Raw genomic sequence first — 26678 nt, 5'->3', positions numbered from 1 at the left:
TAGATTCCTGCCTGTAACGCAAGAATAAGGCCGAACAAGGAGCACACCTTCATGGACATGCTGCATGCCATGCGTACCTTCGCCCGTGTGGTGGAATGTGGCAGCTTTGCTGCGGCCGCCAATGCCCTGGACATTTCTGCGGCGCAGGTTTCGCGCATCGTTGCCGAGCTGGAAAACCAGCTGCAGACCCGCCTGCTGCACCGCACCACGCGGCGTTTGCGCATGAGCGAGGCGGGCGAGCGGTTTCTCGAGCGCTCGCGGCAGATCATGCTGCTGACCGAAGAAGCGGTGGGCGAAGCCCGTGGTGCGCACCTCACGCCCCGCGGCCGCCTGCGTTTGCATTGCCCGCACGGGCTGGGCCTGTTGCTGATGCCGCTGGTGGCCGGCTACAACGCATTGTGCCCGGAAGTGGTGATCGAGCTGACCCTGTCCCAGCGCAACCCCGACCCGCTGGCCGAAGGGCACGATGTGGTGATTACCGTTGACGGGGCGTTACCGGACTCGCAGTTGATCGCCGTGCCGCTGGGCAACATATTCAGCATCCCCTGCGCGGCGCCGAGCTACCTGGTGGCCCATGGGGTGCCCGAGCGCCCCGAGGACCTGCACCAGCACCGTTGCCTGCGCATGGCTTATCCGGTGTACGAAGGTGACTGGGTGTTCCCGCAAGGTGTGGACCAGTGTGTGATCGCGCCGAACGACAGTTTCTCCACCAACGTCGCCGACGCCATGCTGGTGGCCAGCGAGCTGGGCATGGGCATTGGCCTGCTGCCGTTCTACACCGCCAGCCAGGCGATCGAGCAGGGGCGGTTGTGCCGGTTGCTGGCACCGTATCGCCTGCGTGAAAGCGCGCTGTATGCGATCTACCCGTCACGGCATTACCTGGATGCCAAGGTGCGCACCTGGATCGACTACCTCAAGGAACAACTGCCGGCGCTGTTCGAGGGGCATGCCAAGGTGGTGGATGATTCGCGCTATTGGCGATAGCCGAGTGTGGGGCGGTTAACGCTGGCCCTTGTAGGAGCGGCCTTGTGTCGCGAAAGGGCTGCGAAGCGGCCCCAGCAATTTTTGCATCTGCGCTAGAATCCTGGGGCTGCTGCGCAGCCCTTTCGCGACACAAGGCCGCTCCTGCAGGTATTGCGCAAGGCTTTAAAGCGGATAGTGCTTCAACTCCCGCGCAATCAGCATCCGCTGGATCTCGCTAGACCCTTCATAGATCTGCGTGATCCGCGCATCGCGGTAATAGCGCTCCACCGGGTAATCCTCCAGGTAGCCATAGCCGCCATGCACCTGGATCGCCATCGAGCACACCCGCTCGGCCATTTCCGAGGCGAACAGCTTGGCCTGCGAGGCCTCCGACAGGCACGGCTTGCCGGCGCTGCGCAGGCGCGCGGCATGCAGGATCAGCAACCGCGCGGCATTCACCTGCACCTGCATGTCGGCCAGCAGGTTGGCGATGCTCTGGTGCTCGTTGATCGGCTTGCCGAACTGCACCCGATCGCGCGAGTAGGCCAACGCCGCCTCGAACGCGGCGCGAGCAATGCCCAGCGCCTGGGCCGCAATGCCGATACGGCCGCCTTCGAGGTTGGACAGGGCAATGGCCAGGCCTTTGCCACGCTCACCGAGGATGTTGGCGGCGGGGATGCGGCAGTTGTCGAAGGTGACCGCGCAAGTGTCGGAGGCGCGGATGCCCATCTTGTGTTCGCTGCGATCAACCTTGAAGCCCGGGTTGTCGGTGGGTACCAGGAACGCCGACAGGCCCTTTTTGCCCAGCTCCGGGTCGGTCACTGCGAAGACGATCGCCAATCCGGCGCGGCGCGCGTTGCTGACGAACTGCTTGGCGCCGTTGATCACCCACTGGCCATCCACCAGTTCGGCGCGGGTGCGCAGGTTGTGTGCCTCGGAACCGGCCTGTGGCTCGGTCAGGCAGAAGCAGCCGATCACCTCGCCGGTGGCCAGGCGTGGCAGCCACTGCTGTTGCTGTTCGGCCGTGCCGTAGGCCAGCAGCGGGCCACAGCCCACCGAGTTGTGGATGCTCATCATCGCCCCGGTGGCGCCGCAGCCGGCGGCGATCTCTTCTACCGCCAGGGCGTAGGCGACGTAGTCGGTGTAGCTGCCGCCGAAGTCTTCCGGCACTACCATGCCCAGCAGGCCCAGTTCGCCCATCTTGCGCACCACGCCATCGTCGATCCAGCCGGCCTTTTCCCAGGCCTGGGCATGCGGGGCGATCTCGCCACGGGCAAAGTCCCGGGCCATGTCGCGGATCATGATCTGTTCTTCGTTCAGTTCCAGGTCTTGCATCTGTGTACTCCCGGGCTCACAGGCCTTCGAAGAATTGGTCGACCCGCTGGCGTTGCAGTGCGGCCAGGGTCGGCGGGTTCCAGCGTGGCTGCTTGTCCTTGTCGATGATCAGCGCGCGTACGCCTTCGATGATGTCGCCGTGCTGGAACCACTGGCGGTCCAGGTGCAGTTCCATGGCAAAGCACTCGTCAAGGCCCAGCTGGCGACCACGGCGCAGCATCTCCAGAGTAACCGCCATGGCCAATGGCGAGCGGCTTTCCAGCTGATCGGCGGTGGCCACGGCCCAGGCGTGGCTGTCGCCAATGCTCACTGCACGCAGTTGCTCGACGATGGCAGGCACGTCGGGCAGGGCGAAGAAGTGGTCGATGACCGGGCGCAGTTTTTCCAGCGGCGCATCGTCGAGCACCTGGGTGCCGAGCCTGGCCAGCAGGCTCTGCAGGTCCTTGAGTGGGTGGTCGCCAAAGCGCAGCTTGTCCAGCCCCTGGTCGAGGGCTGCCAGCTGGTCGCTGGTCAGGTACCAGTCGGCCAGGCCACAGTACAGCGCATCGGCAGCCTGGATCTGGGTGCCGCTGACGCCCAGATAGATGCCCAGCTCGCCGGGGACGCGCGACAGGAAGTAGCTGCCGCCCACATCCGGGAAGTAGCCGATTCCTACTTCGGGCATGCCCAGACGACTGCGTTCGGTGACCACGCGCAAGTCGCAGCCCTGGGCCAGGCCCATGCCGCCACCGAGGGTGAAACCGTCCATCAGCACCAGCACGGGCTTGTGGTAGCGGTGGATGGCCAGGTCGAGGGCGTATTCCTCGACGAAGAAGGTTTCATGCAGCGTATCGCCGGCCTTGAAGCTGTCGTGCAGCGAGCGGATATCGCCACCGGCGCAGAAGCCCTTGGGGCCCTCGCCACGCAGTACCACGGCGCGCACTTGCGGGTCTTCGGCCCACAGGTCGAGGTGCTGGCGCAGGCTGCGGACCATATCCAGGGTCAGGGCATTGAGGCCGGCGGGACGGTTCAGGGTCAGGTGGCCAATCTGGTTGCGGACCTCGGCCAGCACATGGTCGGTTGCCGAGGTATGAGCGTGCGCAGTCATTGCGTTCTCCCTGCTTTGTTATTGATTTTCCAAGTGAAGTCTGGAGTTCGCTGGAGGATCGCAGGATCCTGTCATGCGAATTTGCCTTGCACAATCGACAAATCTGCAGGGGGATTCTGCATTTTTGCCTTGGGCGGCGATATCGCCACTCTAGCAAGGTTTCAGGTTGGCAGGGCTGGCCCTATCGCCCTTGTACATCAGCTAGATCGTTAACCTGGTCGTAACGATCCGCGACTGAGCTTGATTGATAGCCCAACCCCCCAGCCCTAAGGTGACCCCACGACAGCGAACCCGTGGAGTCACCATGACAACAACCAAGAATCCACCGCCGCAATGGTCCCGGCGACGCGCCGAAAAGCTGCGTCGCCTTGACCGGGTCCGCCACCTCGCCGACGGCGTGGTGCTGCCCACCGAGCGTATCGTCGAAGCCCTGGAACTGCTGCTCGCACCCGGCGACCGGGTAGTGCTCGAAGGCAACAACCAGAAGCAGGCAGATTTCCTCTCGCGCGCGCTGGCCAGGGTCGACCCGGGGCGCCTGCACGACCTGCACATGATCATGCCCAGCGTCAGCCGCGCCGAGCACCTGGACCTGTTCGAACGTGGCATTGCCCGCAAGCTCGACTTCTCCTTCGCCGGCCCGCAAAGCCTGCGCATTGGCCAACTGCTGGAAGACGGCCTGCTCGAGGTCGGTGCCATCCACACCTATATCGAGCTGTACTCGCGGCTGCTGGTCGACCTGATCCCCAACGTCACTCTGGTGGCTGGCTTCATGGCCGACCGCGATGGCAACCTGTTCACCGGCCCCAGCACCGAAGACACCCCGGCACTGGTGGAGCCGGCCGCGTTCAGCGACGGTATCGTCATCGCTCAGGTCAACCAGTTGGTGGACCGCGTGGATGACCTGCCCAGGGTCGATATCCCGGCGTCCTGGGTCGATTTCGTGGTGGTTGCCGACCAGCCTTTCTATATAGAGCCGCTGTTCACCCGCGACCCGCGTCATATCAAGCCGGTGCACGTGCTGATGGCGATGATGGCCATTCGCGGGATCTACGAAAAGCACCAGGTGCAGTCGCTGAATCATGGCATTGGCTTCAACACCGCTGCCATCGAGCTGATCCTGCCTACCTATGGCGGGTCCCTGGGCCTGAAGGGCAAGATCTGCCGCAACTGGACACTCAACCCACACCCGACCTTGATCCCGGCCATCGAGACCGGCTGGGTGGAAAGCGTGCACTGCTTCGGCACCGAACTGGGCATGGAGGACTACATCGCCCAGCGCCCGGACGTGTTCTTCACTGGCCGTGATGGCTCGCTGCGTTCCAACCGCATGATGTGCCAGCTGGCCGGGCAGTACGCCGTCGACCTGTTCATTGGCGCCACCCTGCAGGTAGATGGCGATGGCCATTCCTCGACCGTGACCCGCGGCCGTCTGGCCGGCTTCGGCGGAGCACCGAACATGGGCCACGACCCGCGTGGCCGACGCCACGCGACCCCGGCCTGGCTCGACATGACCGTGCCGGAAACAATGCTCGAACGCGGTCGCAAGCTGGTGGTACAGATGGTCGAGACCTACCAGGAAGGCGGCAAGCCCACCTTCGTGGAAACGCTCGATGCCGTGGACGTGGCAAAGAAAGCCGGCATGCCGCTGGCCCCAGTGATGATCTATGGCGACGACGTCACCCACCTGCTGACCGAGGAGGGCGTTGCCTACCTGTACAAGGCCCGCAACCTTGCAGAGCGCCAGCAGATGATCGCCGCCGTGGCCGGGGTTACCGCCATCGGCCTGCGGCACGACCCCAAGGACACCTTGCGCCTGCGTCAGCAAGGCCTGGTCGCCTTGCCCGAAGACCTCGGCATCCGCCGCACCGATGCCAGCCGCGAACTGCTGGCTGCGCGCAGCATCGCTGACCTGGTCGAATGGTCCGGCGGCCTCTACAACCCGCCTGCACGGTTCAGGAGCTGGTGATGAAAGCACTCGACTTGCAACCGCATGGGCTTCTTCGCAAGCACAGGAATAGTGACGCATTTGAACATCGCACGATCCTTGTGGGAGCGGGTTTACCCGCGAAGAGGCCTGCACAGGCAACCGAATTACCCCTGGCCGACCACCTGGCCGACCTGGCCGTGGAAGCCCTGATCGACGAAGCCGACCTGTCCCCAAAGCCCGGCCTGGTCGACCGCCGTGGCAACGGCGCCCACCGCGACATGACCCTGGCCCTGATGCACGCCTCGGCCCTGGCCCTGTGGCCATGCCTGCGCAACATGGCCGAAGCCGCCAAGGCCATCGGCACCATCGGCCAGCCCCTGCGCGCCACCCTGGGCCAGCTCGGCCGCGAAGGCGAGGCGGCGATGCTGGCCGCCACCGGCGGGGTCAACACCCATCGCGGCGCAATCTGGGCCCTCGGCCTGCTGGTAGCATCCAAGGCCCTCGACACCCAGGCCGATACCAACACCCTGGCTGCCCGTGCCGGTCGCATCGCACTGTTCGACGACCCCGCCATGACCAGCCAAGACAGCCATGGCCTGCAGGTACGCCGCCGCTATGGCACTGGCGGCGCCCGCGAGCAGGCGCAACAAGGCTTCCCCGCCGTCATCGGTCACGGCCTGCCGCAACTGCAGCGCAGCCGCGCCGCCGGTGCCAGCGAGCCGAACGCCCGGCTCGACGCGCTGCTGGCGATCATGGCCGTGCTCAGCGACACCTGCGTGCTCTGGCGCAGCGGCCCGACCGGGTTGGCTGCCGTCCAGCAAGGCGCGCGTGCCGTGCTCACCGAAGGCGGCAGCGCCACACTGGCCGGGCGCCGGCAACTGCGCCGGCTGGACCAGCACCTGCTGCACCTGAATGCCTCACCGGGCGGCGCCGCCGATCTGCTGGCCGCCTGCCTGTTCCTCGACAAAGCCGGGAGCCAGTGACATGGAAACCCTGACCTTTAATTTCCCCGCCGCCGAACCGGGGCGCGGCCGCACGCTGGTGGGTTGTGTCAGCTCCGGCGACCTTGAAGTGCTGATCGAACCCGGCAGCGCCGGCAACCTGCAAATACAGGTAGTGACCTCGGTCAATGGCAGCGCTGCACGCTGGGCGCAGCTGTTCCAGCGCCTGTTCGAGGGCCGCACCTGGCCGGCGGTGAACATCGACATCCATGATTTCGGCGCCACCCCAGGCGTGGTGCGTCTGCGCCTGGAGCAAGGCTTCGAGGAGATTGCTCATGACTGACACCGAACGCTTGCTGCGTAGCCGCAGCTTTGTCGAACTGGGCGCCCGCCAGCGCGCCCGCGCCGTGCTCGACCCGGGTAGCTTCCGTGAACTGCTTGGCCCGTTCGACCGGCTGATGTCGCCGTGGCTGCCGCGCCAGGGCATCGTGCCCCAGGCCGATGATGGCGTGGTCATCGCCAAGGGCCTGCTGAATGGGCGCAACGCTGTGGTCGCTGCCATCGAGGGCGGCTTCCAGGGTGGCAGCATGGGCGAGGTGGGCGGTGCCAAGATCGCCGGCGCGCTGGAGCTGGCCATTGAAGACAACCGCAACGGCATCCCCACCTGCGCCGTATTACTGCTGGAAACCGGTGGTGTACGCCTGCAGGAGGCCAACCTGGGCCTGGCGGCGATTGCCGAAATCCAGGCGGCGATTGTCGAACTGCGGGCCTGGCAGCCGGTGGTCGGCCTGGTCGCAGGTTCGGTCGGTTGTTTCGGCGGCATGTCCATCGCCGCTGGCCTGTGCAGCCACTTGCTGGTTACCCGCGAAGCGCGCCTGGGCCTTAATGGCCCGCAGGTGATCGAACAGGAAGCGGGCATTGGTGAATACGATGCCAAGGACCGCCCCTTTATCTGGAGCCTGACCGGTGGCGAGCAGCGGCACGCCAGCGGGCTGGTCGATGCCTATGTGGCTGACGACATCGAGGCTTTGCGCGAACGCTTGCTGCAACTGCTCGACGAACCTTCAAGGGATCGTGCCAGTCAACACGCCTGGTTCCTCGAACGCCTGGCCCGGCTGGGCGATGGTTGCCCGCAACTGGATGCCGCTGCCGTGCGCGACCTTTACCAAGGAGAAGCCAAATGAACCGTGCCTTGAACTGGCTGCCGGGCCTGGCCGGCGGGCAAGCCTTGCCGGGTTATCCCGCGTCGTTGCGGGTAATCGATGGCGAACTGGACAACCGCCTGGCGCGCTTCATCGCCGTGGTCCCGGATGCTGGCAACCCGTTCCCCCGTGCGCGCTCGGGCGAAGTCGGCCTGCTGGAGGGCTGGGGCCTGGCCAAGGCCGTGAGCGAAGCGGTCGAGGCTGACCGCCAGGGGCAGAAGCGGGCGATCGTCGCGGTGATCGACGTACCCAGTCAGGCCTATGGCCGCCGCGAGGAGGCGTTGGGCATTCATCAGGCGCTGGCCGCTGCGGTGCAGGCCTATGCCCAGGCGCGGCTGGCCGGGCACCCGGTGATCGGCCTGCTGGTCGGCAAGGCCATGTCTGGTGCCTTCCTGGCCCACGGCTACCAGGCCCAGCGTCTGATCGCCCTGGACGATGCCGGGGTCATGGTGCACGCCATGGGCAAGGCGGCAGCGGCGCGCATCACCTTGCGCAGCGTCGAGCAGCTGGAGGCCTTGGCCGCCGAGGTGCCGCCGATGGCCTACGACCTGGCCAGCTACGCCTCGCTGGGCCTGCTGTGGCGCCGCCTTAAGGTGGACAATGCCGAGACGCCGAGCAGCTCCGACATTGCCCAGGTACGTGCCTGCCTGGCTGAGGCGGTGCGCGACATCGGCAGCTCGAGCGATTTGTCGTCGCGGCTGGCCGGCGAAAACCGCAATGCCTCGCGCCACGTGCGCGAACAGCTGCGCCGTCAATGGCAGGGCGCTTGAGATGAACGCGCCAAGGCCGCACGACCTGCTCTGGGGGATGCCTGTGTCGGGCTTGCCTGCCGATGCGCCGCAGTGGGCGCAGGACGTGTTGGTCAGCGGTCAGCCGGTAGTGGTACGCCGTGCCGTCTGTGAGGGCGGTTGGGTAGCTGTCGGGTTGCGTGGTCAGAGCCGGGCGCAGCGCCTGGGTGCGTTGATGTGCCTGGCCGATATCCAGCGTCAGCAAGGCCCCGAAACGCTGCACTGGCTAGCCGAAAGCCCTTGGCCTGCGTTGCAGGCCCTGGCCTCGGTCGCGCCGGTACTGGATGCCAGTGGCCTGGCCTGGGGGCCGACAGGCGGGGTGGGGTACCAGATCGCCACTGGTATGGAGGTGGTGCACGCCGAGAGCGACCTGGACTTGCTGCTGCGTACGCCGCAACCGCTGGCCCGGGCGCGGGCACGTGAGCTGCTGGATATCCTCGATTGCGCACCTTGTCGTATCGATCTGCAGCTGGAGACTCCGGCGGGTGCTGTTGCCCTGCGTGAGTGGGCCGGTTTCGCCCGTCGCGTGCTGCTCAAGTCGGCCCATGGCCCACGCCTGATCAGTGACCCTTGGGCAGCGATGGAGCGTGCCGCATGAGCAGCCTGTTCGCCTTCCCCGGCCAGGGCGCCCAGCAGGTGGGCATGCTGCAGCGCCTGCCGGAGGGGGCCGGGCAGCTGCTGGAAGAGGCCAGTGACACCCTCGGCCAGCAGGCCCAGGCGCTGGACAGCCAGCAGGCCCTGCAGACCACCCGTGCCGTGCAGCTGTGCCTGCTGCTGGCTGGCGTGGCCTGGGCGCGCTGGCTGATGCAGCGCAGCCCCGCGCCGGATTACGTGGCCGGCCTGTCGATCGGTGCCTATCCGGCAGCCGTTACGGCGGGCGCCCTGGCATTTGCCGATGCCGTGCGCCTGGTTGCCCTGCGTGGCGAACTGATGCAGCGCGCCTATCCGCAAGGCTACGGCATGACCGCGCTCAGTGGCCTGGACCTGGCCAGCGTGGAACGTTTGCTGAGCGATGTGGGCGGCGAGGTGTATGTCGCCAACCTCAACAGCGAGAACCAGATCGTCATCGCCGGTAGCGATAGCGCGATGGCCGCGGTTGCCACCAGAGCACGGCGCCTGGGCCAAGGTGCGGCCCGGCGCCTGGCGGTCAGCGTGCCGTCGCATTGCCCGTTGCTGGATGGTCCGGCGGCCGAACTGGCCAGTGCCTTCGCCACGGTCGAGCTGCAGCGACCGCGTATCACCTACCTGAGCGGCAGCAGCGCACGGCCGGTATTCGACCCGCAGCGTCTGCGTGACGACCTGGCCGGCAACATGGCGCGGGTGGTCGACTGGCGTGCCACGTTGCGCAACGCCTACGAGCGTGGCGTGCGCCTGCACCTGGAACTGCCGCCCGGCAACGTGCTCAGCGGGCTGGCCCGGCCGGTGTTCGAGCAGGGCAGGGTGGTAGCTGTTGAAGGCACCCGTTGGGACAGCCTGGATGCGCTGCTGCGCCAGGAGGTGGCCAACGATCGATGACGGCAACACCGCGGCGGATGGCACGGGCTGCGCCCGTGTTCGCGGGTAAACCCGCTCCCACAGGAATCAAACAGGGCTCAAGGTATTTGCAGTACCTGTGGGAGCGGGTTTACCCGCGAAGAAGCCAGCGCGGTGCTTGCAGGTTTACTGATGGCGAAGAACAACAACAAGCAACTTCGACACTACCTGAGGACAACAACAATGATCATCTATGGTGTGGCACTGCTGGCGGTCTGTACGCTTGCCGGCGTCATCGTCGGCGACTTCCTGGGCGTGCTGCTGGGCGTCAAATCCAATGTGGGCGGGGTCGGCATCGCCATGATCCTGCTGATTTGCGCACGCCTTTACATGCACCGCAACGGCGGCATGAGCAAGGAATGCGAGTTCGGCGTGGGCTTCTGGGGCGCCATGTATATCCCGGTGGTGGTGGCCATGGCCGCCCAGCAGAACGTGGTCACTGCCCTGCACGGTGGCCCGGTAGCACTGCTGGCGGCGATAGGTGCGGTACTGGTGTGCGGTGCGACCATTGCCCTGATCAGCCGCAGCCACCGCGGCGAACCCCTGCCGGCGCTGGAAGCCGGCCCCGAAACCAAGGTGCAGGCTGCCCCTGCAGGAGGGCGTTGATCATGTGGCCGATCATTGACAATGCCCTGGAACATAACGGTTTGATCACTGCCTTCGCAGTGGTGGGCGCGATCATGTGGTTGTCGGTGGTGCTGTCGAAGTACCTGACCTTCGGCCGCGTGCACGGCTCGGCCATCGCCATCGTCATCGGCCTGGTGCTGGCCTGGGGCGGTGGCACCATAACCGGTGGCCAGAAAGGCCTGGCCGACATGGCGCTGTTCTCCGGCATCGGCCTGATGGGTGGGGCCATGCTGCGCGACTTCGCCATTGTCGCCACGGCCTTCGAGGTGCAGGCCACCGAGGCGCGCAGGGCCGGGATGATCGGCGCGGTGGCGCTGCTGCTCGGCACGGTGCTGCCGTTCATTGTCGGCGCAGCGGTGGCCTATGCCTTCGGTTACCGTGATGCGGTGAGCATGACCACCATCGGTGCGGGTGCGGTGACCTATATCGTCGGGCCGGTGACCGGGGCGGCGCTGGGGGCCAGCTCGGACGTGATGGCGCTGTCGATTGCCACCGGGCTGATCAAGGCGATCCTGGTGATGGTGTTCACCCCGGTATCGGCGCGCCTGCTGGCGCTGGACAACCCACGTTCGGCGATGGTGTTCGGCGGGTTGGCGGGGACGGTATCGGGGGTGACGGCCGGGCTGGCGGCGACCGACCGGCGCCTGGTGCCGTACGGGGCGCTGACAGCCACCTTCCATACCGGGTTGGGCTGCCTGATGGGGCCGTCGATCCTGTACTTCTGCGTACGTGCCCTGGTCGGTTGACGGTAAACGCAAACCTGGAAGCCAGCGCAGATCCCTGTGGGAGCTGGCTTGCCGGCGATGAGGCTGGTACAGGTAGCGACTTGTTGTTTGTGAGGTGCAGGGTGGGGGATTGGGTTAGGGCCGCCATGGGCTCGCCACCACATTGTCGGTGCCTGTGAGATCGAGCGCCGCCCGCGCGGCGCATCGCGAGCGAAGCTCGCTCCTACATCTGTTTCCGGCCAGTAACGCCTGCACCAGCGCGCGCGACCGCCTTGTTTGTTTCACACGATATCGAGGTGGACGCCAAAGGGTCGCGCACCTCTGCCTCAGGAATAATTGGCCCGAAATAGATGTAGGAGCGAGCTTCGCTCGCGATGCGCCGCGCGGGCGGCGCTCGATCTCACTGGCACTGAAAATCTTGTGACGAACACCTGCAAGCCGCCCCCCGATTCGGGGAAAACCGCTGGGGGATCCTCCCCAATCTGTTTCGTTTGCAACTGCAACCAATTGTAAATAAAAGAAATTTTCGCCTGGCATACACCTTGCTCCAGCTCCACGCAGAGATCCTGTGTCCCGGAGGTGCGGCATGTCTACGCCACTCAAAGGCCCCATCCTGTCATCACTCGTTCTGGCTTTGCTCGGCTGGCAGTCGACCAGCGAAGCCGCCGTGCAGTGCCAGCGCACCTTGGTCGCCAACGTGGTGGCGCTGGACCAGCCCCTGATGTTCAACCGCCTTGGCGCGCAAAACGCCAATGGCATGATGTTCGCCCTGCGCGAGGATGTGGTGGACGACAAGAGGGTCCCCCTCAGCATCGGCGGGGCGGCGGTACCGGGCAAGGTCACCCTGCGCCCGGACAAGCGCCCTCGGCCCATCGTGCTGCGGGTAGCCGCCGGTGACTGCCTGACGGTCAACCTGACCAACCTGCTCGACTACCAGGCCAACCCCAACAAGCACGGCATCGAGGCGCAAGAGCCTGAGGGCGAAGAGGAGGGGCCGGAGCTCGAAAATGAAGCCGCTGAAGGCTTCGTCGCCGACGAACAGGTGGCCGAGCGCATGGTCGGCTTCCAGGTCAACGGCATGCAGGCGGTCAACAGCATCGCCGACATTTCTGCCTACACCGGGCGCAACGGCAACTTCTTCGTCAGCCCCGGCAGCACCCGCAGCTACACCCTGTACGCCGAACGCGAAGGCGCCTTCGCCGCCACCAGCAAGGCCGCCACCTTCGGCGGCGAGGGCACTGCGGGGAACGTTGCCAACGGCCTGTTCGGCCAGGTAGTGGTGGTGCCCAAGCTCGGTCGCACCTACCGCAATACCCTTACCGAAGAAGAAATGCGCCTGGCCACCACCGGCCGCACCGCCACCGGCCAGCCGGTGATCGACTACGAAGCCCGCTACCCGCAAATGCAGCCCTGGATCGCCGAAGGCAAGGCCGGCAAACCGATCATTGCCATGGTCGACGGCAACGAAATCATCAACAGCGAAACCGATGCCATCGTCATGGGCCCCAACCCGGATGGCAGCTTCCCCAAATCCACTTACCCGCTGGAAAGCCTGGGCAAGCGCAACCCGGCGCTGCCCAACCGCCTGGAGGCGTTCCGTGACTTCGCCTCGCAATTCGCCGACGAGGTCGCTGGCACCCAGGCGTTCCCTGGCTACTGGGCCGACCCGGTGATGGGCCATGTGCTGGAACCCACCCGCGACTCGTTCATGATCAACTACGGTTCCGGTGGCATGGGCGCCGAAGTGGTGGCCAACCGCCTGGGCGTGGGACCGATGCACGACTGCCTGTCGTGCGCCTATGAGGAGTTCTTCCTCAGTGCGCACACTGTCGGCGACGTCGGTACCCTGGTGGACGTGCCGGCCAACGTCGGCCTGGAGCACATCCGCCCTGGCGAGGTGCCGCCGGCCAGTGCCGTCGGGGTCAAGGCCAGCATGGCCCTGTATCCGGCCGAACCTGCCAACGTGCACCACAGCTACATTGGTGACTTCACCAAGTTCCGCAACACGCACAACGGCCATGAGCAGCACATCTTCCACCTGCATGGCCACCAGTGGCTGTTCAACCCCAATGACGACAATTCCGACTACATCGATGCCCAGGGCATCGGCGCGGGGGTCGGCTACACCTACGAAATCGCCAACGGCGGTTCGGGCAACCGCAACCGGGTGGCGGGCGATGCCATTTACCATTGCCACTTCTACCCGCACTTCGCCCAGGGCATGTGGGCCATGTGGCGGGTGCACGACGTGTTCGAGGAAGGCACCCGCCTGGAGGTGAGCGGGCAGGGCGAGAATGGCTTCCACAGCACCCCGTTCGCCCTGCGCAGTGGCAAGCCGGCGGTTGGCGCCCGGGCCTTGCCCGATGGCGAGATCGTTGCCGGCACGCCGATCCCGGCCATCGTGCCGCTTCCCGGCAAGGCCATGGCGCCGATGCCAGGCAAGGTGGTGGTGGTACCGAAGCTGTCCGAAGCGCTGGTTGCCGCCAATGATGACGACGAGCCTGATGAAGACGAGGATGAAGAGCCAGCCAACCAGGTGCCGGTACGCAAGGCCATCGGCTCGCTGGCGCTGGTCGATCGCAGCGACGCCAACCGCAACGCCGACGGTACCCTGAAGAACCCTGGCTACCCGTTCTGGATCGGCGGTATGGAAAGCAGCGTGGGCAACCGTCCACCCACCCCACCACTGGACATGCTCGACCCGGCCATGGCGCGCCAGCTCAAGGAAAGCGGCAAGGCACTCTGGGCCAACCTCGACCCGAACCAGGTCGATGGCTGGGACGGTGGCCTGGGGCGCCACGCGCTGGACGGTGTATCCGCCGGCGGCGAAGCCGAAACCACCACCACCAAGCTCGATTTCACCAAGGTGGTACACAAGGCCAAGCCGATCTACCTGCCCGAAGAGGGCACCGATGTCGAGCAGGCGGCCATGCAGTTCCACGCCCTGGCCGAACACCCCAGTTTTGCCCTGATCCCGGGCAGCGAGCCGGTGGCCAAGGCGTTCCGCACCAACGGCGCCTTGCCGACTGCCGGCGCGCCGTTCTACGAGCCGTGCATGGATGACCGGGGCAAACGCCTGACCCAGTCCTCCGGGGTAGGTGAGTTCTTCAGCGGCGAGAGCCTGTCGGGCCTGAACTTCCGTGGCTCCTCGGCCTTCACCGCCGACCGCCCACGCATCTACAAGGGCGCCAACATCCAGTTCGATGCGGTGTACAACAAGGTCGGCTACCACTTCCCGCAAGCCCGTATCATCGCCTTGTGGGAAGACGCCTGGCCGGTGATCACCAAGCAGCGCCCGCCAGAGCCGCTGGTGATGCGCATGAACACCTTCGACTGCACCATGTACCAGCACACCAACCTGATCCCGAACATCTATGAGATGGACGACTACCAGGTGCGCACCCCGACCGACGTGATCGGCCAGCACATCCACCTGCCCAAGTGGGACCTGACCGCTGCCGACGGCTCGGCCAACGGCTGGAACTACGAAGACGGCATTCTCTCGCCCGGCAGCGTGGTCGAGCGGATACAGGCTATTCGTGCCTATAACGGCTGCACCCAGGGCGATAGCCGCGACGGCACCGCCGCCTGCCCGCAAGCCCGGCAGCACCCGTACTTCGGCCGCTTCGGCCGGGCCGACTGGCTGGGCGCACGCACGGCCATGCAGCGTTGGTTCGCCGACCCGCTGGTCAACGTGTACAACGTCGACCGCGGCCTGGGCACCATCTTCACCCATGACCATCTTGGCCCATCGACCCACCAGCAGCTTGGGCTGTATGCCACCGTGCTGGCCGAACCGGCCAACTCCACCTGGTATCACGCCGAAACCGGCGAGAAGCTGTACAACCCGGCCACGCGCCAGGACGGAGGCCCGACCTCGTGGCAGGCGGTGATCCAGACCGGCGACCACGATGGCGACGGCAAGAACGACAGCTACCGCGAGTTCTTCCTGGAATACAGCGACTTCCAGCACGCCTATGAAGCCGGTGTGTACGTCGGTGCCGGGCCGGACGGCATTCCCAATGCCCAGTCGTACCCGGCTACCGCCGACAGCTTCCGCTACGCCATCAACCCGCCGGTGCGCGGCAAGGCGTCGAACCTGCTGGAGGCCATCGTCGAGGAACGCGGCGGCATCAACCCAGGCTGCCCAAGCCGGCCCTGCCCGCAGGCAATCTCGGTGGATGACCCGGGCATGTTCGTCGTCAACTACCGCAACGAGCCCCTGGCCCTGCGTGTGTTCGACCCGAACAAGGTCGGCCCGGATGGCAAGCGTGGCATGCAGGCCGACGGCCTGGCCGGCGACCTCAGCCATGCCCTGCAAACCCGTACCGACCGCGCCATCCCGGCGCTGAACCTGGCGCCGTCGGCGATCACCTCGGCGGTCGGCCCCACCGGCGGCACCACGCTGTTCCCGCCGCACATCAACAAGGCCGGCAGCGAACCGGGCGACCCGTTTACCCCGATGCTGCGCACCTACTCCGGCGACAACGTGCGCTTGCGCATGCACGCCGGCGGCCATGAGGAGGAGCACAACGTCACCCTGCATGGCGTGAAGTGGCTGCAGAACGGCACCGGCTATGGCAACAGTTCCAACTCGGGCTGGAAGTCATCGCAGATGATCGGTATTTCCGAGCAACTGGGCTTCATGGCGCCGGTGTCGATGATCTCCAGCTCGGCAGCCACCAATGGTGACTACCTGTATTCGCTGGATGCGGCCCTGGAAGGCTACTGGAACGGCATCTGGGGCATCATGCGCAACTACACCACGCAGCGTGCCGACCTGTTCCCGCTGCCCAACAACCCACAGCCGGTGGCCATGCGCAACACCGTGAACTTTGATGGCATCTGCCCGAAAACCACGGCCAATCCCAATGGCATCGGCAGCCGCCCCACGGTCAAGCGCAGCTACGAGATCGTCGCGGCACTGGCCAACGACATCCTCGAGAACCGCAACGGGGTCAGCATCAACGACCCGGCCGGTGTCGGCCAGCATGTCGGCGGCCCGCTCAAGGCCAACGGCGGCACCCTGGTGTTCAACAGCCGCAAGACCACCATCCCGCTGGTCAGTGGGGTAGACCCCGAAGATGGGGAACCCTTCACCATCGGTGGCCACAGCGCGCCGCTGCACGACCCGACCGCAATCCTGTATGTGCGCAAGGCCGACCTGGACGTCACCACCGGCAAGCTCAAGGCGGGCGTGCCCGTGGAGCCGCTGGTGCTGCGCGCCAACGCCGGCGAGTGCATCAGCATCACCCTGGAAAACCGCCTGCCACTGGTAATGCCGGACCTGCCCAGCACTGCGGTGATGCACAACGTGGTCAAGCGCGACCGCTTCGACAGCGAGGGGGCCACTGCTTTCGCCAACAACCTGATGCGGCCGTCCAGCCACGTGGGCCTGCATGCGCAGCTGCTGGCCTACGACATCACCAAGTCCGACGGTGCCAACGTCGGCCTCAACCCGGTGCAGACAGTGGCCCCGCGTGCCGGTACCAGCGGCGCCTGGCCGACCCGCACCTACCAGTACTATGCGGGCCACCTGGAGCGTGAAGGCAAGCCGGTGTCGCAACTGGGCCGCACGGTGGACAACATCAACACCACGGCCATCGAGTTCGGCGGCCTCAACCTGACCCCGTCGGACTTCATCAAGCAGCCGCAGAAAGGCCTGGTGGGTGCCATGAGCATCTTGCCGCAGACCGCCACCTGGACCGAGGACACCGCTACCCGTGCCCAGGCCACGGTCAAGGTCACAGGCCAACCGGACTACCGCGACTTCGTCACGGTCTGGCAGCGTGCGCTGAACATGCGCTGGGCCGATGGCCGACCGGTGGAGGGCATCAATACCGAAGGCAACGGCGCCACCGGCGACCCGCAGGACAACGGCAACATGGCAGTCAACTACAAGACCGAACCCCTGTGGCTGCGCTTCGGCATGGCCCCCGACTCGCCATTCGGCCGCGCCGCTGGCCTGGGCTTTGGCGATGTGCCCAACGCCCATATGGCCTATGCCAACGCCCTGGTCGGTGGTGATCCGCAAACCCCGGTGCTGTACGCCAAACCTGGCCAGCCCGTGCGTAACCACATCGTGATGCCCAGTGGTGGCAGCCGCGGCATGGTCTACCAGCTGGATGGCCACGTCTGGCCACTGCACAACTACCAGGCCGAGAAGAATGACGTTGACGGCTACCCGCTGAGCCTGCCCGGCATCGGCTCGGTGCGCTTCGGCTACAACCCGATGGCCATGTTCATCGGTGCCCAGGAAAGCGTGCTGCCGGCGGCGCACTTCAGCTTCATGCTGCCGAGTGCCGGGGGCGCCAACGCGGTGACAGGTGACTACCTGTTCCGCGACTACGCCGCCTACGGCAACCTCTCGGGGCTGTGGGGGATCTTGCGGGTGACCAATGAAGCGCCACCGGCAACGGCCCCGGCGCAGTGACGGAAGGGGTGTGCGAGCATGAACAAGAAGACTCGCCCTGCTTACTTGGGGGTAGCACTGGGAGTTGCGCTGATCGGCCTGGGCGTGGCGTATGAAAACCTTTGGTGCGATCCGCGTGAGCTGTTGCAGGAGTCTGCCGACCCGCAGGCCTTGCACCGGCTCAGCCGGGACGGCGTGACCGTGGAGTTCGAGGCCCGGCCGCTGGCGGGGGGCGAGTTGCAGGAAGGCAGTTTCGCCAACATCCGTTTCAAGGTCAGCGACCAGGCCAGTGGCCAGCCGCTGTCGGGTATGGCCCCGGGGGCGTGGATCGACCCGACGCAGTCGGCCCCGGAGGGCGACCGCGACCAGAGCTGCAAGGCCCGTGTCGCGCTGTTCCTCAAAAGCAGCATCGGCGCCCGGCCGTTGCTCGACCTGAACAGCTACTTCCTGTTGATGATGAACAAGGACGCCAGCCTGACGGTAATCGACCCGACCGTATCGGTGGGGGGCGTGACCAGCACCCTGGCCCGCATCGACCTGCCTGGGCGGCCCATGGACTGGGTGGCCACCGGTGACGACAAACAGGTGTTCGTGTCCATCCCCGAGCGCGGCAAGGTCTCGGTGATCGACACCGAAACCTTCACCCGCGTGGCTGACCTGGACGCCGGTGACCAGCCGCTGCGCGTGGCCCTGCAGCCGGACCAGCACCGGTTGTGGGTGGGCAACAACAGCAGTGATCCGGCCAAGGGCGGCGTAACGGTGATCGATGTGCCGGGGCGCAACACCCTGAAAACCTTCAACACCGGCAGCGGGCACCACGAAATCGCCTTCAGCGCCGACTCGCGCTACGCCTATGTCAGTAACCGCGACAGCGGCACCCTGAGCGTCATCGACATCCCGGAAATGCGCCTGGTCAAAACCATCAAGGTTGGCCCGCACCCGCTGTCGGTCAGCTATTCGGCGCTGTCCCAGGCGGTGTACGTGGTCGATGGCGAGGAGGGCAGCGTGCGGGTGTTCGATGCCCGCAACCACCAGCTGCGCCACATGGTCCAGGCGGAGCAGGGCCTGGGGCCGATGCGCTTCAGCAGCGATGGCCGCTACGGCATCGTGCTCAACACCCTGGAGAACCAGGCCCTGGTGATCGACGCCAGTACCGACAAGCTGATCCACCATATCCCGGTAGCGGCCGAACCCTACCAGCTGACCTTCACCAAGGGCTATGCCTACGTGCGCGGCCTGGCTTCGCCGAAGGTGAGCATGATCAACCTGGCCAGCCTGGGCGAAGGGCGCTCACCGATCGTCCAGGGCTTCGAGGCCGGCCCGGCGGCGCCACGCCAGGCCGGTGACCTGCCGCTGGCCCAGGGGCTGTCGGTGTCGCGTGACGACAATTCGGTGTTCGTGGTCAACCCGGTGGACAACACCACCTACTTCTACGCCGAAGGCATGAACGCGCCGATGTCCGGCTACAACAACCGTGGCCACCAGGCCCGCGCCGCCATCGTCGTCGACCGCAGCCTGCGCGAGCTGGCGCCGGGCGTGTACGGCTCGACGGTGAAGATGCCCGCGGCCGGCAAGTTCGACGTGGCGTTTCTGCTCAACCAGCCGCAGATCATCCACTGCTTCAGCACCGACGTGGCCGAAGCGCCGAATGCCGGCAAGCGCAAGGGCGCGCACGCCGAGTTCATCGGCCTGGACCGGCCGTTGGCGCAGCACAGCTCGATTACCGCCCGGGTGCGCATTGTCGGCGACGACGGCCTGCCGCGCCTGGGCCTGAGCGACCTGAGCCTGCGCTACTTCCTGGCGCCTTCGTCGATGCCGCGCAACCTGCAGCTGGAGGAGGTGGGCGAGGGCATCTATCAAGCGGCCCTGACCCTGCCCGAAGCCGGCGCCTGGTACCTGCATGTGCAGTCGCCGTCGCTGGGGCGCAGGTTCGCCGAAGAAAACTACACCAGCCTGCGTGTCCTGCCGGCCACAACGTCCAACGCTTCCGAGACTGACGTGAGGAATCTGCGATGAACGCCAAGCATGCTTGCAAACTGTTGGCCCTGAGCCTGGCCTTTGCCAGCAACCTGGCCCTGGCCCATGGCGGCCACGACCACAACGGCCACGCCGAACAGCCGCCGGCGGCGCGCCAGGAAAAGGCCAGCGTGCGTTTTGCCGATGTATCGTTGCTGAACCAGGACGGCATGCCGGTACGCCTGGAAAAAGACCTGGTGGGCGACCACCTGGTGGTCATGGGCTTTATCTACACCAGTTGCACCACGGTGTGCCCGGTGGTGTCCTCGATCATGGGCAAGGTCCAGCAGCAACTGGGTGGCCGGGTAGGGCAAGAGATTCATCTGGTGTCGATCAGCGTCGACCCGCAGCGTGACGACGCCAAGCGCCTGCAAGACTACGCCAAGGCTTTCCAGAAGGGGCCGGGCTGGAGCTGGCTGACCGGCACGCCGTACGCCATCAGCGAAACCCTCAAGGGCCTGGGCAGCTTCAGCGCCGACCTCAGCCAGCACCCGCCGCTGATCCTGGTGGGTGACGGGCGCACCGGGCACTGGACGCGCTACTACGGGTTTACCGACCCGGCGGTGCTGATCGACGAAATCAACCGCCTGGGCGCCCGCCGGGTGCATGCCAAGAGCACGGCCATTGCCGACCATCACGAGGTGCAACCATGAGCCAGGTAAGCTCCCGCCGCGTCGGGATGCGCGGTTTTGACTGGCTGGTGCTGGGTGGCTGCCTGTGGATCCTCGCTTCGGTGGCGTTCGCCCATGAGGGCCATGCCCCGCAGGCGCCCGAACCGCAGCCGGCACCGCAGGCGATGACCAGTGGCGGCGGCACCCGCGATGCCCGGACCTGGTTCACCGACACTGTGGTCAAGGACCAGAACGGCCGCGAGCTGCGCTTCTACAGCGATGTGCTCAAGGACAAGGTGGTGATGCTCAACGTGATCTTCACCCACTGCACCGACGCCTGCCCGCTGATTACCCGCAAGTTGCGCGAAGTACGTGAGGCCATGGGGCCACAGCTGGCCAGCCAGGTGACCTTCGTGTCGATCAGCAGCGACCCGCTCAACGACACCCCCGAGGTGCTCAAGGCGTTTGCCGAGAAGCAGGGCGTGGATGGGCCCAACTGGTTGTTCCTGACCGGCGACAAGGCCAATGTCGACCTGGTGCTTGGGCGCATTGGCCAGTTCCTGCCCAGCCCCGAGCAGCATTCCACACAGCTGATTGCCGGCGATGTGGCCGGCAAGCGCTGGAGCAAGATCCGCCCGGATGCACCGCCCGCGGCGATTGCCCAGCGCATGCAGTTGCTGGCCCTGCCTTTGGCAGACCGGTGAGTATCATGCGATCCCTGCGGCATTGGCCTCTGTGGCATCTGCCACTCTGGGAACTCCCTTTGTGGATGCGGTCTTTATGGGAGCGGCCTTGCGTCGCGAAAGGAGCGCGCAGCGCTCCCCGTTTTCTGGGCTGGTGCAACTATCGCTGGGGCTGCTGCGCAGCCCTTTCGCGACGCAAGGCCGCTCCCACAAAGACCGCTCCCACAGGGCTTGCGATCTGGTTGGCGTTCGTGCTCGGCATGGCACCCTTATTTTCTGCCTTTGCCCTGGACCTGACCGAACATGAACAAGCCGGCAAACGCCTCTACCGCGAGGGCGTCTCCAGCAGTGACGCGCAGCTGCAAGCCCGGGTCGGCGCCAGCGACATGACGGTCCCCGCCAGCGTGCTGCCCTGCGCCAGCTGCCACGGCAACGATGGCCGCGGTCGTGCCGAAGGTGGTGTGCGGCCACCCAGCCTAGACTGGCAGCGCCTGGCGCAAGGCCAAGGCGAACGCGAAAGCAACGGCCGCCGCTACCCGGCATACACCGACAGCAGCCTGGCCCGGGCCATTCAGCAAGGCGTCGACCCGGCCGGCAATCGCCTGGACCCGGCCATGCCGCGCTTCGAGCTGACCCTGGCCGACCAGCGCAACCTTACGGCCTACCTCAAGCGCCTGGCCCAGGACCGCGACCCTGGCGTGGAGGAGGGCGTGCTGCGCCTGGGTACCTTGCTGCCGGCGTCTGGCCCGCTGGCCGAGGCCGGGCAGGTGGTGCGTGCGGTGCTGGAAGACGGCCTGGCGCAGCTCAACCAGCAGGGCGGCATCCACGGGCGACGCCTGGAACTGGTAGTGCTCGACCCGGGCTTCGACCCGGCCAGCGCCGAACGGGCGCTGCAGCAGTTGCTGGAGCAGGAGCAGGTGTTCGCCCTGATCGCGCCATTGGCGCCCATGCTCGACCAGCGCCTGACAACCTTGCTGGCGCCACAGAATGTACCGCTGATCGGCAGCACCCCACGTAGTGGCGGCAGCGTACAGATCTTTGACCCCTTGCCCGGCTTGCCCGCGCAACTGCTGAGCCTGGCAGGTCACGCCCGTGCGGCGTTGGGCCTGGCAGCGGGCGACCTGCGTGTGGTGTATGCCGGCAATGAGCAAGCGGCGTTGGCCGAGCAAGTGCGCGAACGCCTGCTTCAGCAGGGCTGGGCACTACCCGCCGTCCAGGCCTTTGCTGGCCAGGTAGTGGACGGGCAGGGCATTGTCTTCCTCGGCCGTGCCCAGGCCTTTGCCGAATTGGCCTCGGCGCTGCATGCAGCTGGCCGCCAGCCGTACCTGTTTGCCGCCTCCAGCCAGGTGACCAGCGCCGTGGCGCACTTGCCCGAGGCGTGGTCGCAACGGGTGTTCCTGGCGTATCCCTACGTGCCCGAGGACTGGACCGGGCAGGGCCTGGCCGCGCTGGCCGGCCTGCAACAGCGCCAAGGCCTCGACCCACGCCAGGCGTCGTTGCAGGTCAACACCCTGTGCGCCCTGCGGCTGTTGAGCGAAGCGTTGAAGCAGACTGGCCGTGACACCAGCCGCGAGCAGCTGATTGCCGCGCTGGAAGGTCTGCATGATGTGCCCACCGGCCTGACCCCGGCCTTGGGCTTCGGCCCCGGTCGCCGCCAGGGCATGGCCGGTGCCCATGTGGTGGCGGTGGCCCTGCCCGGGCCGCGCTTCACCGCGGTCACCCCCTACCGGCCAGTGCCGGACAGCCCTTGAGCGGAGGTTGCCATGCGTGTTCTGTTGTTGTGCCTGTTGCAGGTATTGGCCAAGGCAAGCTGGGCCGATGTGGCGGCGGCGCGGGTCAACGGTGTGGAGATCGAAGTGGCGCGCCTGGAGCGCTATTTCAGCGAGTACCTGGACGCCCAGGGCCGCACGGTGGCCAGCATCCGCAACCCGACGCTGTACAAGCGCCTGCGCGACCAGGCCCTGGATGAACTGATCGACAAGGAGCTGTTGTGGCAGGAGGCCCAGCGCCGCGGCATAGCCATCAGCGACGAGCAGGTGTCGGCGCATGTCGGCGAAGTCGAGGCCGCGTCTGGCAGCCCGGCAATTTTTGAACGGCGGCTGGCGGAAGCGGGTTTCGATAGGGCACAGTACAATGACTACACCCGGCACGAGCTGGCCGCGCAGCAGGTGTATGCCCTGCTCAGCGCGGTCGCCGCGCCCAGCCAGGCCGAAGTCGAGGCATTCTATGATGCCAACCGGGAAACCCTGCAAGGAGCGCAGCAACAAAGTGACAAGCCTTCGATCATACGCGAACAGGGTCTGGTCCTGGCCAGGGCCACACTCATCGGGCAGCGGGAGGCGCAGGCGCGCCAGTCCGTGCGCCAACGTTTGCGTGCGTCCGCTACCGTGGAGATTGCCGACTGAGGCCCGTGATGGCGTTTCCCCAATGCTGGGGAATAAAGAAATGGCAGTGTGCCATCATTTTCCCCGCATATGGGGAACCGGGCGGGTGTGCCTGCCCGCCGCCTTATGGGTGTTGATCGGCGCCCTTGGTAAATCAATGACTTACAGTGGTGCAGCATGACTATTCACGCCTGGCACGAAGCCTGCTCAAGCCTGTACAGGGGCGCACTTCGCAAACCGGGTAACCGGGCAGTTCTTGGGAGTCGACCTTGGTGAACAGAGTATTGGTAGTCGATGACGAACAGACTCTTGCGCAGAACCTGCAAGCGTACCTGCAGGCGCAAGGCCTGGAAGTTCATGTTGCCCACGACGGTGCCAGTGGTATCGAACAGGCTGCAAGCCTGGCACCGCAAGTGATCGTGCTGGATTACCGCTTGCCCGACATGGAGGGTTTTCAGGTTCTGGAGACCGTACGCAAGAACAGGCAGTGCCACTTCGTGCTGATTACCGCCCACCCCACCGTCGAAGTGCGTGAGCGGGCCGCCGAACTGGGTGTGAGCCATGTCCTGTTCAAGCCGTTCCCGTTGGTGGAACTGGCCCGTGCGATCTTCGACCTGATGGGCATCGAGCGCCGGCGCAGGGCCACGGACAACCCGGCTGAAGGGTTTGTCGAACGACGCCAGAACAGGAACGAATCGTTCCCCCTGCAGTTGTACGATGGAAGCTGGGTTTTGGCCGACCGCCGCCGTAATGGCGCCAAGCCCCCAGGGCCCGACGACGATCAACTGCTCACAGGGGAATAGCGGCGCCCGCACCCCTGGCCGAGCCAGCCTGCGACGCGCCCCTGAGCGGAGTCGCAGGCCATGCCAGAAGCATTCGATGCAACCCAGGAAGCTCTACCGCCTGCACCGGCCTCTTCGCGGGTAAACCCGCTGCCACAGGTACACTGCAATCTTGAAGGCAGCGGGAATCCTGTGGGAGCGGGTTCACCCGCGAAAGGGCCAGCTCAGGCCACAGAACATTCAGCCTACCCCCGCGACCTTTTGGCCCAGGCCCGCCTGCAAACCAGCGACGAACGCCTGCTCACCCGCCTGGAACAGCTGGCCTGCGACACCCCCGATACCTTCACCCAGCGTCTGGGCCTGACCCTGCATTACCCGGTGCTGGACAGCCAATCGCTGCTGGCCAGCACCCCACGCTTCGACAAGGTCAGCCTGGCGATGTGCCTGAAGCGTGAATTCGTGCTGATCGAGCAGGGCGGTCAACTGCTGGGCGTGTTCGCCGACCCCTTCGACCACGCCCGCCTGGCCTGGGTCGACGATGTGCTGCAAGGCGCACCGCTGTACCTGGCCCATGCCGCAGACCTGGCCACCTTCCTGGCCCGCCACGAAGAAAGCTTCCACGCCGTGGACGCCCTAGACCACGACACCGAAGCCAGCAGCGAAAGCGACCCGCTACAACGTCTGTCGCTGGCCAGCATCAGCGAGGACCAGAGCCGCGTGGTCAAGCTGGTCAACTCCACCCTGTACGACGCCCTCAAGCTGCACGCCAGCGACATCCACCTGGGCATGACCGGCCAGGGCCTGACCATCAAGTACCGCATCGACGGCGTGCTCAACGGCGCTGGCAAGGCCAGCGGCAGCGCCTTCGCCGACCAGGTGATCTCGCGCATCAAGGTAATGGCCGAGCTGGACATCGGCGAAAAGCGCGTGCCCCAGGACGGCCGTTTCAAGGTTGCCGTGGGCGACCGGCAAATCGACTTCCGGGTATCGATCATGCCCAGCATCTTTGGCGAAGACGCGGTGCTGCGGGTACTCGACAAGCAGGACCTGTCCGACCGGGTCAGCGGCGTGCAGCTGCAGGCCCTGGGCTTTGCCGAGGAAACCCTGCGCGCCCTGCGCCGGCTGGCGGCCGAACCCTACGGCATGATCCTGGTCACCGGCCCCACCGGCAGCGGCAAGACCACCACCCTGTACGCCATGATCAGCGAGATCAACCACGGCGTGGACAAGATCATCACCATCGAGGACCCGGTCGAATACCAGCTGCCCGGCGTCCTGCAGATTCCGGTCAACGAGAAGAAGGGCCTGACTTTCGCCCGCGGCCTGCGCTCGATCCTGCGCCACGACCCGGACAAGATCCTGGTCGGCGAAATCCGCGATCCGGACACCGCGCAGATTGCCGTGCAGTCGGCGCTCACCGGCCACCTGGTGTTCACCACCATCCACGCCAACAACGTGTTCGATGTGATCGGCCGCTTCAGCCAGATGCAGGTCGACCCCTACAGCTTCGTTTCCGCGCTCAATGCGGTGTTGGCCCAGCGCCTGATCCGCCTGGCCTGCCCGCACTGCGCGACGCCGTGCGAAGTGGATGACGAAACCCTGTATGGCGCGGGCCTGACCCGTGAGGGCGTGGCTGGCTGGAGGTTCGTCCGCGCCCAGGGCTGCGGCCAGTGCCGCGGCAGTGGTTACCGCGGCCGCAGCGCCATCGCCGAACTGCTGCACCTGGACGACGACCTGCGGCAGATGATCGTCGAGCGCCGCCCCCTGTCGCAGATCAAGACCCTCGCCTGCCAGCGCGGCCTGCGCTTGCTGCGGGCCTCGGCCCTGGACCTGGTCCGTGATGGCCGTACCACCCTCGAGGAGATCAACCGTGTCACATTCATCTGATCGTGGCTCTTATAGATACAGCGCCGTACTCGGTGCCGAAGGTGTAGGCCTGGGTAGCTGGCACGCCAACCACCACCAGTGGCTGGGCAGCCGTGACTTCACCTGTGATGCCGCCCAGCCGGCCTGGGAAGCCGCCGTCGACGCCCTGGCCACGTTGCTGGCCGAGCATGCCGTGCGCGGTGCCCAGTTGCGGGTGCTGCTGTCGGCCCGCTACAGCCGGTTCTGCCTGGTGCCCTGGAGTGATGCCATCAGCCACCCGCGCGAACTGGATGCCTACGCCCGGGCCTGCTTCGAAAACCTCTACGGTCAGCCGCTGGACGACTGGCGCATCGTGCTCTCGCCCGAGCCGGCCGGTGCCGCACGCATCGCCACGGCGCTGCCCGAAGCCCTGCTGCAGCGGCTGCAGGCGCTGGGCCGGGAAAGCCACCTGAGCCTGCGCTCGGTGCAGCCGTACCTGATGGCTGCCTACAACCGCTGCTCGGCACAGCTGGAGCAGGGCGACTTCCTGTTCGTCCTGGCCGAACCGCGCCGCAGCGTGCTGCTGCTGGCTGCCGGGGGGGCCTGGCAGCAAGTGCTGGCGCAAGGCTGCGCCGATAGCGACCAGGCCCTGCAAGCACTGATCGAGCGTACTTGCGAGCTGTACGGCGAGCACCTGCCACGGGTCTACCTGCATGCCCCGGGCCGGGGCGACGTGCCGCAACTGGCGGCGGTGCAGCTGTGCCAGCCGGCCACCGACGCCGACCCGCTGTGCGCCATGTGGCGGGCGGTGGCCTGA

General features: G+C 66.1%; 21 protein-coding genes. 19 read left to right on the top strand and 2 right to left on the bottom strand.

Features of this window, described 5'->3' with window-relative positions; all coding sequences use genetic code 11:
- Positions 1 to 51: 51 nt before the first annotated feature.
- The gene (locus MKK04_RS14775) at positions 52 to 984 is read left to right on the top strand and encodes a LysR family transcriptional regulator (RefSeq protein WP_207833321.1); all 933 of its coding nucleotides are present in this window, start codon (positions 52 to 54) and stop codon (positions 982 to 984) included.
- 162 nt (positions 985 to 1146) lie between these two features.
- Here MKK04_RS14775 and MKK04_RS14770 read toward each other — a convergent pair whose 3' ends face one another.
- A complete protein-coding gene (locus tag MKK04_RS14770; protein ID WP_207833323.1) occupies positions 1147 to 2298 on the bottom strand; it encodes an acyl-CoA dehydrogenase family protein in 1152 nt (383 codons plus the stop codon).
- Positions 2299 to 2314: 16 nt separating this feature from the next.
- A complete protein-coding gene (locus MKK04_RS14765; protein WP_233694481.1) occupies positions 2315 to 3385 on the bottom strand; it encodes an enoyl-CoA hydratase/isomerase family protein in 1071 nt (356 codons plus the stop codon).
- A gap of 304 nt (positions 3386 to 3689) precedes the next feature.
- Here MKK04_RS14765 and mdcA point away from each other — a divergent pair, with 304 nt between their 5' ends.
- The 18 genes from mdcA to MKK04_RS14675 all read left to right on the top strand — a co-directional run bounded on the left by mdcA (position 3690) and on the right by MKK04_RS14675 (position 26678).
- Positions 3690 to 5351 carry a malonate decarboxylase subunit alpha gene (gene mdcA, locus MKK04_RS14760; RefSeq protein ID WP_241105613.1) on the top strand — a complete coding sequence of 554 codons (1662 nt, stop codon included), beginning with the start codon at positions 3690 to 3692 and terminating at the stop codon, positions 5349 to 5351.
- Complete coding sequence (locus MKK04_RS14755) at positions 5351 to 6295, top strand: triphosphoribosyl-dephospho-CoA synthase (protein WP_241105612.1); 945 nt, start codon at positions 5351 to 5353, stop codon at positions 6293 to 6295. The genes mdcA and MKK04_RS14755 overlap by 1 nt, the downstream gene beginning before the upstream one ends.
- Before the next feature lies 1 nt (position 6296).
- Entirely contained in the window at positions 6297 to 6596 is a 300-nt protein-coding gene (locus MKK04_RS14750) for a malonate decarboxylase subunit delta (protein WP_207833328.1), read from the top strand.
- Entirely contained in the window at positions 6589 to 7437 is an 849-nt protein-coding gene (locus MKK04_RS14745) for a biotin-independent malonate decarboxylase subunit beta (protein ID WP_207833330.1), read from the top strand. The genes MKK04_RS14750 and MKK04_RS14745 overlap by 8 nt, the downstream gene beginning before the upstream one ends.
- A complete protein-coding gene (gene mdcE / locus MKK04_RS14740) occupies positions 7434 to 8225 on the top strand; it encodes a biotin-independent malonate decarboxylase subunit gamma (protein ID WP_241105611.1) in 792 nt (263 codons plus the stop codon). Before MKK04_RS14745 ends, mdcE begins: the two co-directional genes overlap by 4 nt.
- Position 8226: 1 nt before the next feature.
- On the top strand, positions 8227 to 8841 hold the full coding sequence (locus MKK04_RS14735) for a malonate decarboxylase holo-ACP synthase (protein ID WP_207833334.1): 615 nt from the start codon (positions 8227 to 8229) through the stop codon (positions 8839 to 8841).
- Complete coding sequence (mdcH, locus tag MKK04_RS14730) at positions 8838 to 9758, top strand: malonate decarboxylase subunit epsilon (protein WP_241105610.1); 921 nt, start codon at positions 8838 to 8840, stop codon at positions 9756 to 9758. Before MKK04_RS14735 ends, mdcH begins: the two co-directional genes overlap by 4 nt.
- A gap of 201 nt (positions 9759 to 9959) precedes the next feature.
- Positions 9960 to 10382 carry a malonate transporter subunit MadL gene (gene madL / locus MKK04_RS14725; protein WP_207833338.1) on the top strand — a complete coding sequence of 141 codons (423 nt, stop codon included), beginning with the start codon at positions 9960 to 9962 and terminating at the stop codon, positions 10380 to 10382.
- A 2-nt stretch (positions 10383 to 10384) separates the two neighbouring features.
- Positions 10385 to 11149 (top strand): malonate transporter subunit MadM, encoded by a 765-nt coding sequence (gene madM / locus MKK04_RS14720; RefSeq protein ID WP_046614357.1) that lies wholly within the window; start codon positions 10385 to 10387, stop codon positions 11147 to 11149.
- 565 nt (positions 11150 to 11714) lie between these two features.
- A complete protein-coding gene (gene mnxG / locus MKK04_RS14715; protein ID WP_233687649.1) occupies positions 11715 to 17561 on the top strand; it encodes a manganese-oxidizing multicopper oxidase MnxG in 5847 nt (1948 codons plus the stop codon).
- Positions 17562 to 17579: 18 nt separating this feature from the next.
- Positions 17580 to 19556, top strand: a complete 1977-nt coding sequence (locus tag MKK04_RS14710; protein ID WP_207833344.1) for a YncE family protein — start codon at positions 17580 to 17582, stop codon at positions 19554 to 19556.
- The gene (locus MKK04_RS14705) at positions 19553 to 20209 is read left to right on the top strand and encodes an SCO family protein (RefSeq protein ID WP_207833346.1); all 657 of its coding nucleotides are present in this window, start codon (positions 19553 to 19555) and stop codon (positions 20207 to 20209) included. Before MKK04_RS14710 ends, MKK04_RS14705 begins: the two co-directional genes overlap by 4 nt.
- The gene (locus MKK04_RS14700; RefSeq protein WP_207833348.1) at positions 20206 to 20871 is read left to right on the top strand and encodes an SCO family protein; all 666 of its coding nucleotides are present in this window, start codon (positions 20206 to 20208) and stop codon (positions 20869 to 20871) included. The genes MKK04_RS14705 and MKK04_RS14700 overlap by 4 nt, the downstream gene beginning before the upstream one ends.
- Before the next feature lie 239 nt (positions 20872 to 21110).
- Positions 21111 to 22601 (top strand): cytochrome c/ABC transporter substrate-binding protein, encoded by a 1491-nt coding sequence (locus MKK04_RS14695; RefSeq protein ID WP_241105609.1) that lies wholly within the window; start codon positions 21111 to 21113, stop codon positions 22599 to 22601.
- Between the two features lie 12 nt (positions 22602 to 22613).
- A complete protein-coding gene (locus MKK04_RS14690) occupies positions 22614 to 23255 on the top strand; it encodes a SurA N-terminal domain-containing protein (RefSeq protein ID WP_207833351.1) in 642 nt (213 codons plus the stop codon).
- A gap of 248 nt (positions 23256 to 23503) precedes the next feature.
- Positions 23504 to 24037 carry a response regulator gene (locus MKK04_RS14685; RefSeq protein WP_063914269.1) on the top strand — a complete coding sequence of 178 codons (534 nt, stop codon included), beginning with the start codon at positions 23504 to 23506 and terminating at the stop codon, positions 24035 to 24037.
- Positions 24038 to 24097: 60 nt separating this feature from the next.
- A complete protein-coding gene (locus tag MKK04_RS14680; protein WP_233694490.1) occupies positions 24098 to 25903 on the top strand; it encodes a GspE/PulE family protein in 1806 nt (601 codons plus the stop codon).
- Entirely contained in the window at positions 25887 to 26678 is a 792-nt protein-coding gene (locus MKK04_RS14675) for a hypothetical protein (protein ID WP_207833353.1), read from the top strand. The genes MKK04_RS14680 and MKK04_RS14675 overlap by 17 nt, the downstream gene beginning before the upstream one ends.

The organism is Pseudomonas sp. LS.1a (assembly GCF_022533585.1).
In the GTDB taxonomy this organism is placed as follows: Bacteria; Pseudomonadota; Gammaproteobacteria; order Pseudomonadales; family Pseudomonadaceae; genus Aquipseudomonas.
Note: the sequence above shows the minus strand (reverse complement) of the source record. Positions and strands in the feature narration are given on the sequence as shown.

Bases quoted from the DNA above. Each gene is read 5' to 3' on its own strand.
- mdcH (WP_241105610.1), top strand. From the start codon at position 8,838: ATGAGCAGCCTGTTCGCCTTCCCCGGCCAGGGCGCCCAGCAGGTGGGC.
- mdcE (WP_241105611.1), top strand. From the start codon at position 7,434: ATGAACCGTGCCTTGAACTGGCTGCCGGGCCTGGCCGGCGGGCAAGCC.
- MKK04_RS14690 (WP_207833351.1), top strand. From the start codon at position 22,614: ATGCGTGTTCTGTTGTTGTGCCTGTTGCAGGTATTGGCCAAGGCAAGC.
- mnxG (WP_233687649.1), top strand. From the start codon at position 11,715: ATGTCTACGCCACTCAAAGGCCCCATCCTGTCATCACTCGTTCTGGCT.
- MKK04_RS14695 (WP_241105609.1), top strand. From the start codon at position 21,111: ATGGCACCCTTATTTTCTGCCTTTGCCCTGGACCTGACCGAACATGAA.
- madM (WP_046614357.1), top strand. From the start codon at position 10,385: ATGTGGCCGATCATTGACAATGCCCTGGAACATAACGGTTTGATCACT.
- MKK04_RS14745 (WP_207833330.1), top strand. From the start codon at position 6,589: ATGACTGACACCGAACGCTTGCTGCGTAGCCGCAGCTTTGTCGAACTG.
- MKK04_RS14735 (WP_207833334.1), top strand. From the start codon at position 8,227: ATGAACGCGCCAAGGCCGCACGACCTGCTCTGGGGGATGCCTGTGTCG.
- MKK04_RS14680 (WP_233694490.1), top strand. From the start codon at position 24,098: ATGCCAGAAGCATTCGATGCAACCCAGGAAGCTCTACCGCCTGCACCG.
- MKK04_RS14765 (WP_233694481.1), bottom strand. From the start codon at position 3,385: ATGACTGCGCACGCTCATACCTCGGCAACCGACCATGTGCTGGCCGAG.
- MKK04_RS14700 (WP_207833348.1), top strand. From the start codon at position 20,206: ATGAGCCAGGTAAGCTCCCGCCGCGTCGGGATGCGCGGTTTTGACTGG.
- MKK04_RS14750 (WP_207833328.1), top strand. From the start codon at position 6,297: ATGGAAACCCTGACCTTTAATTTCCCCGCCGCCGAACCGGGGCGCGGC.
- MKK04_RS14710 (WP_207833344.1), top strand. From the start codon at position 17,580: ATGAACAAGAAGACTCGCCCTGCTTACTTGGGGGTAGCACTGGGAGTT.
- mdcA (WP_241105613.1), top strand. From the start codon at position 3,690: ATGACAACAACCAAGAATCCACCGCCGCAATGGTCCCGGCGACGCGCC.
- MKK04_RS14770 (WP_207833323.1), bottom strand. From the start codon at position 2,298: ATGCAAGACCTGGAACTGAACGAAGAACAGATCATGATCCGCGACATG.
- MKK04_RS14705 (WP_207833346.1), top strand. From the start codon at position 19,553: ATGAACGCCAAGCATGCTTGCAAACTGTTGGCCCTGAGCCTGGCCTTT.
- madL (WP_207833338.1), top strand. From the start codon at position 9,960: ATGATCATCTATGGTGTGGCACTGCTGGCGGTCTGTACGCTTGCCGGC.
- MKK04_RS14775 (WP_207833321.1), top strand. From the start codon at position 52: ATGGACATGCTGCATGCCATGCGTACCTTCGCCCGTGTGGTGGAATGT.
- MKK04_RS14755 (WP_241105612.1), top strand. From the start codon at position 5,351: ATGAAAGCACTCGACTTGCAACCGCATGGGCTTCTTCGCAAGCACAGG.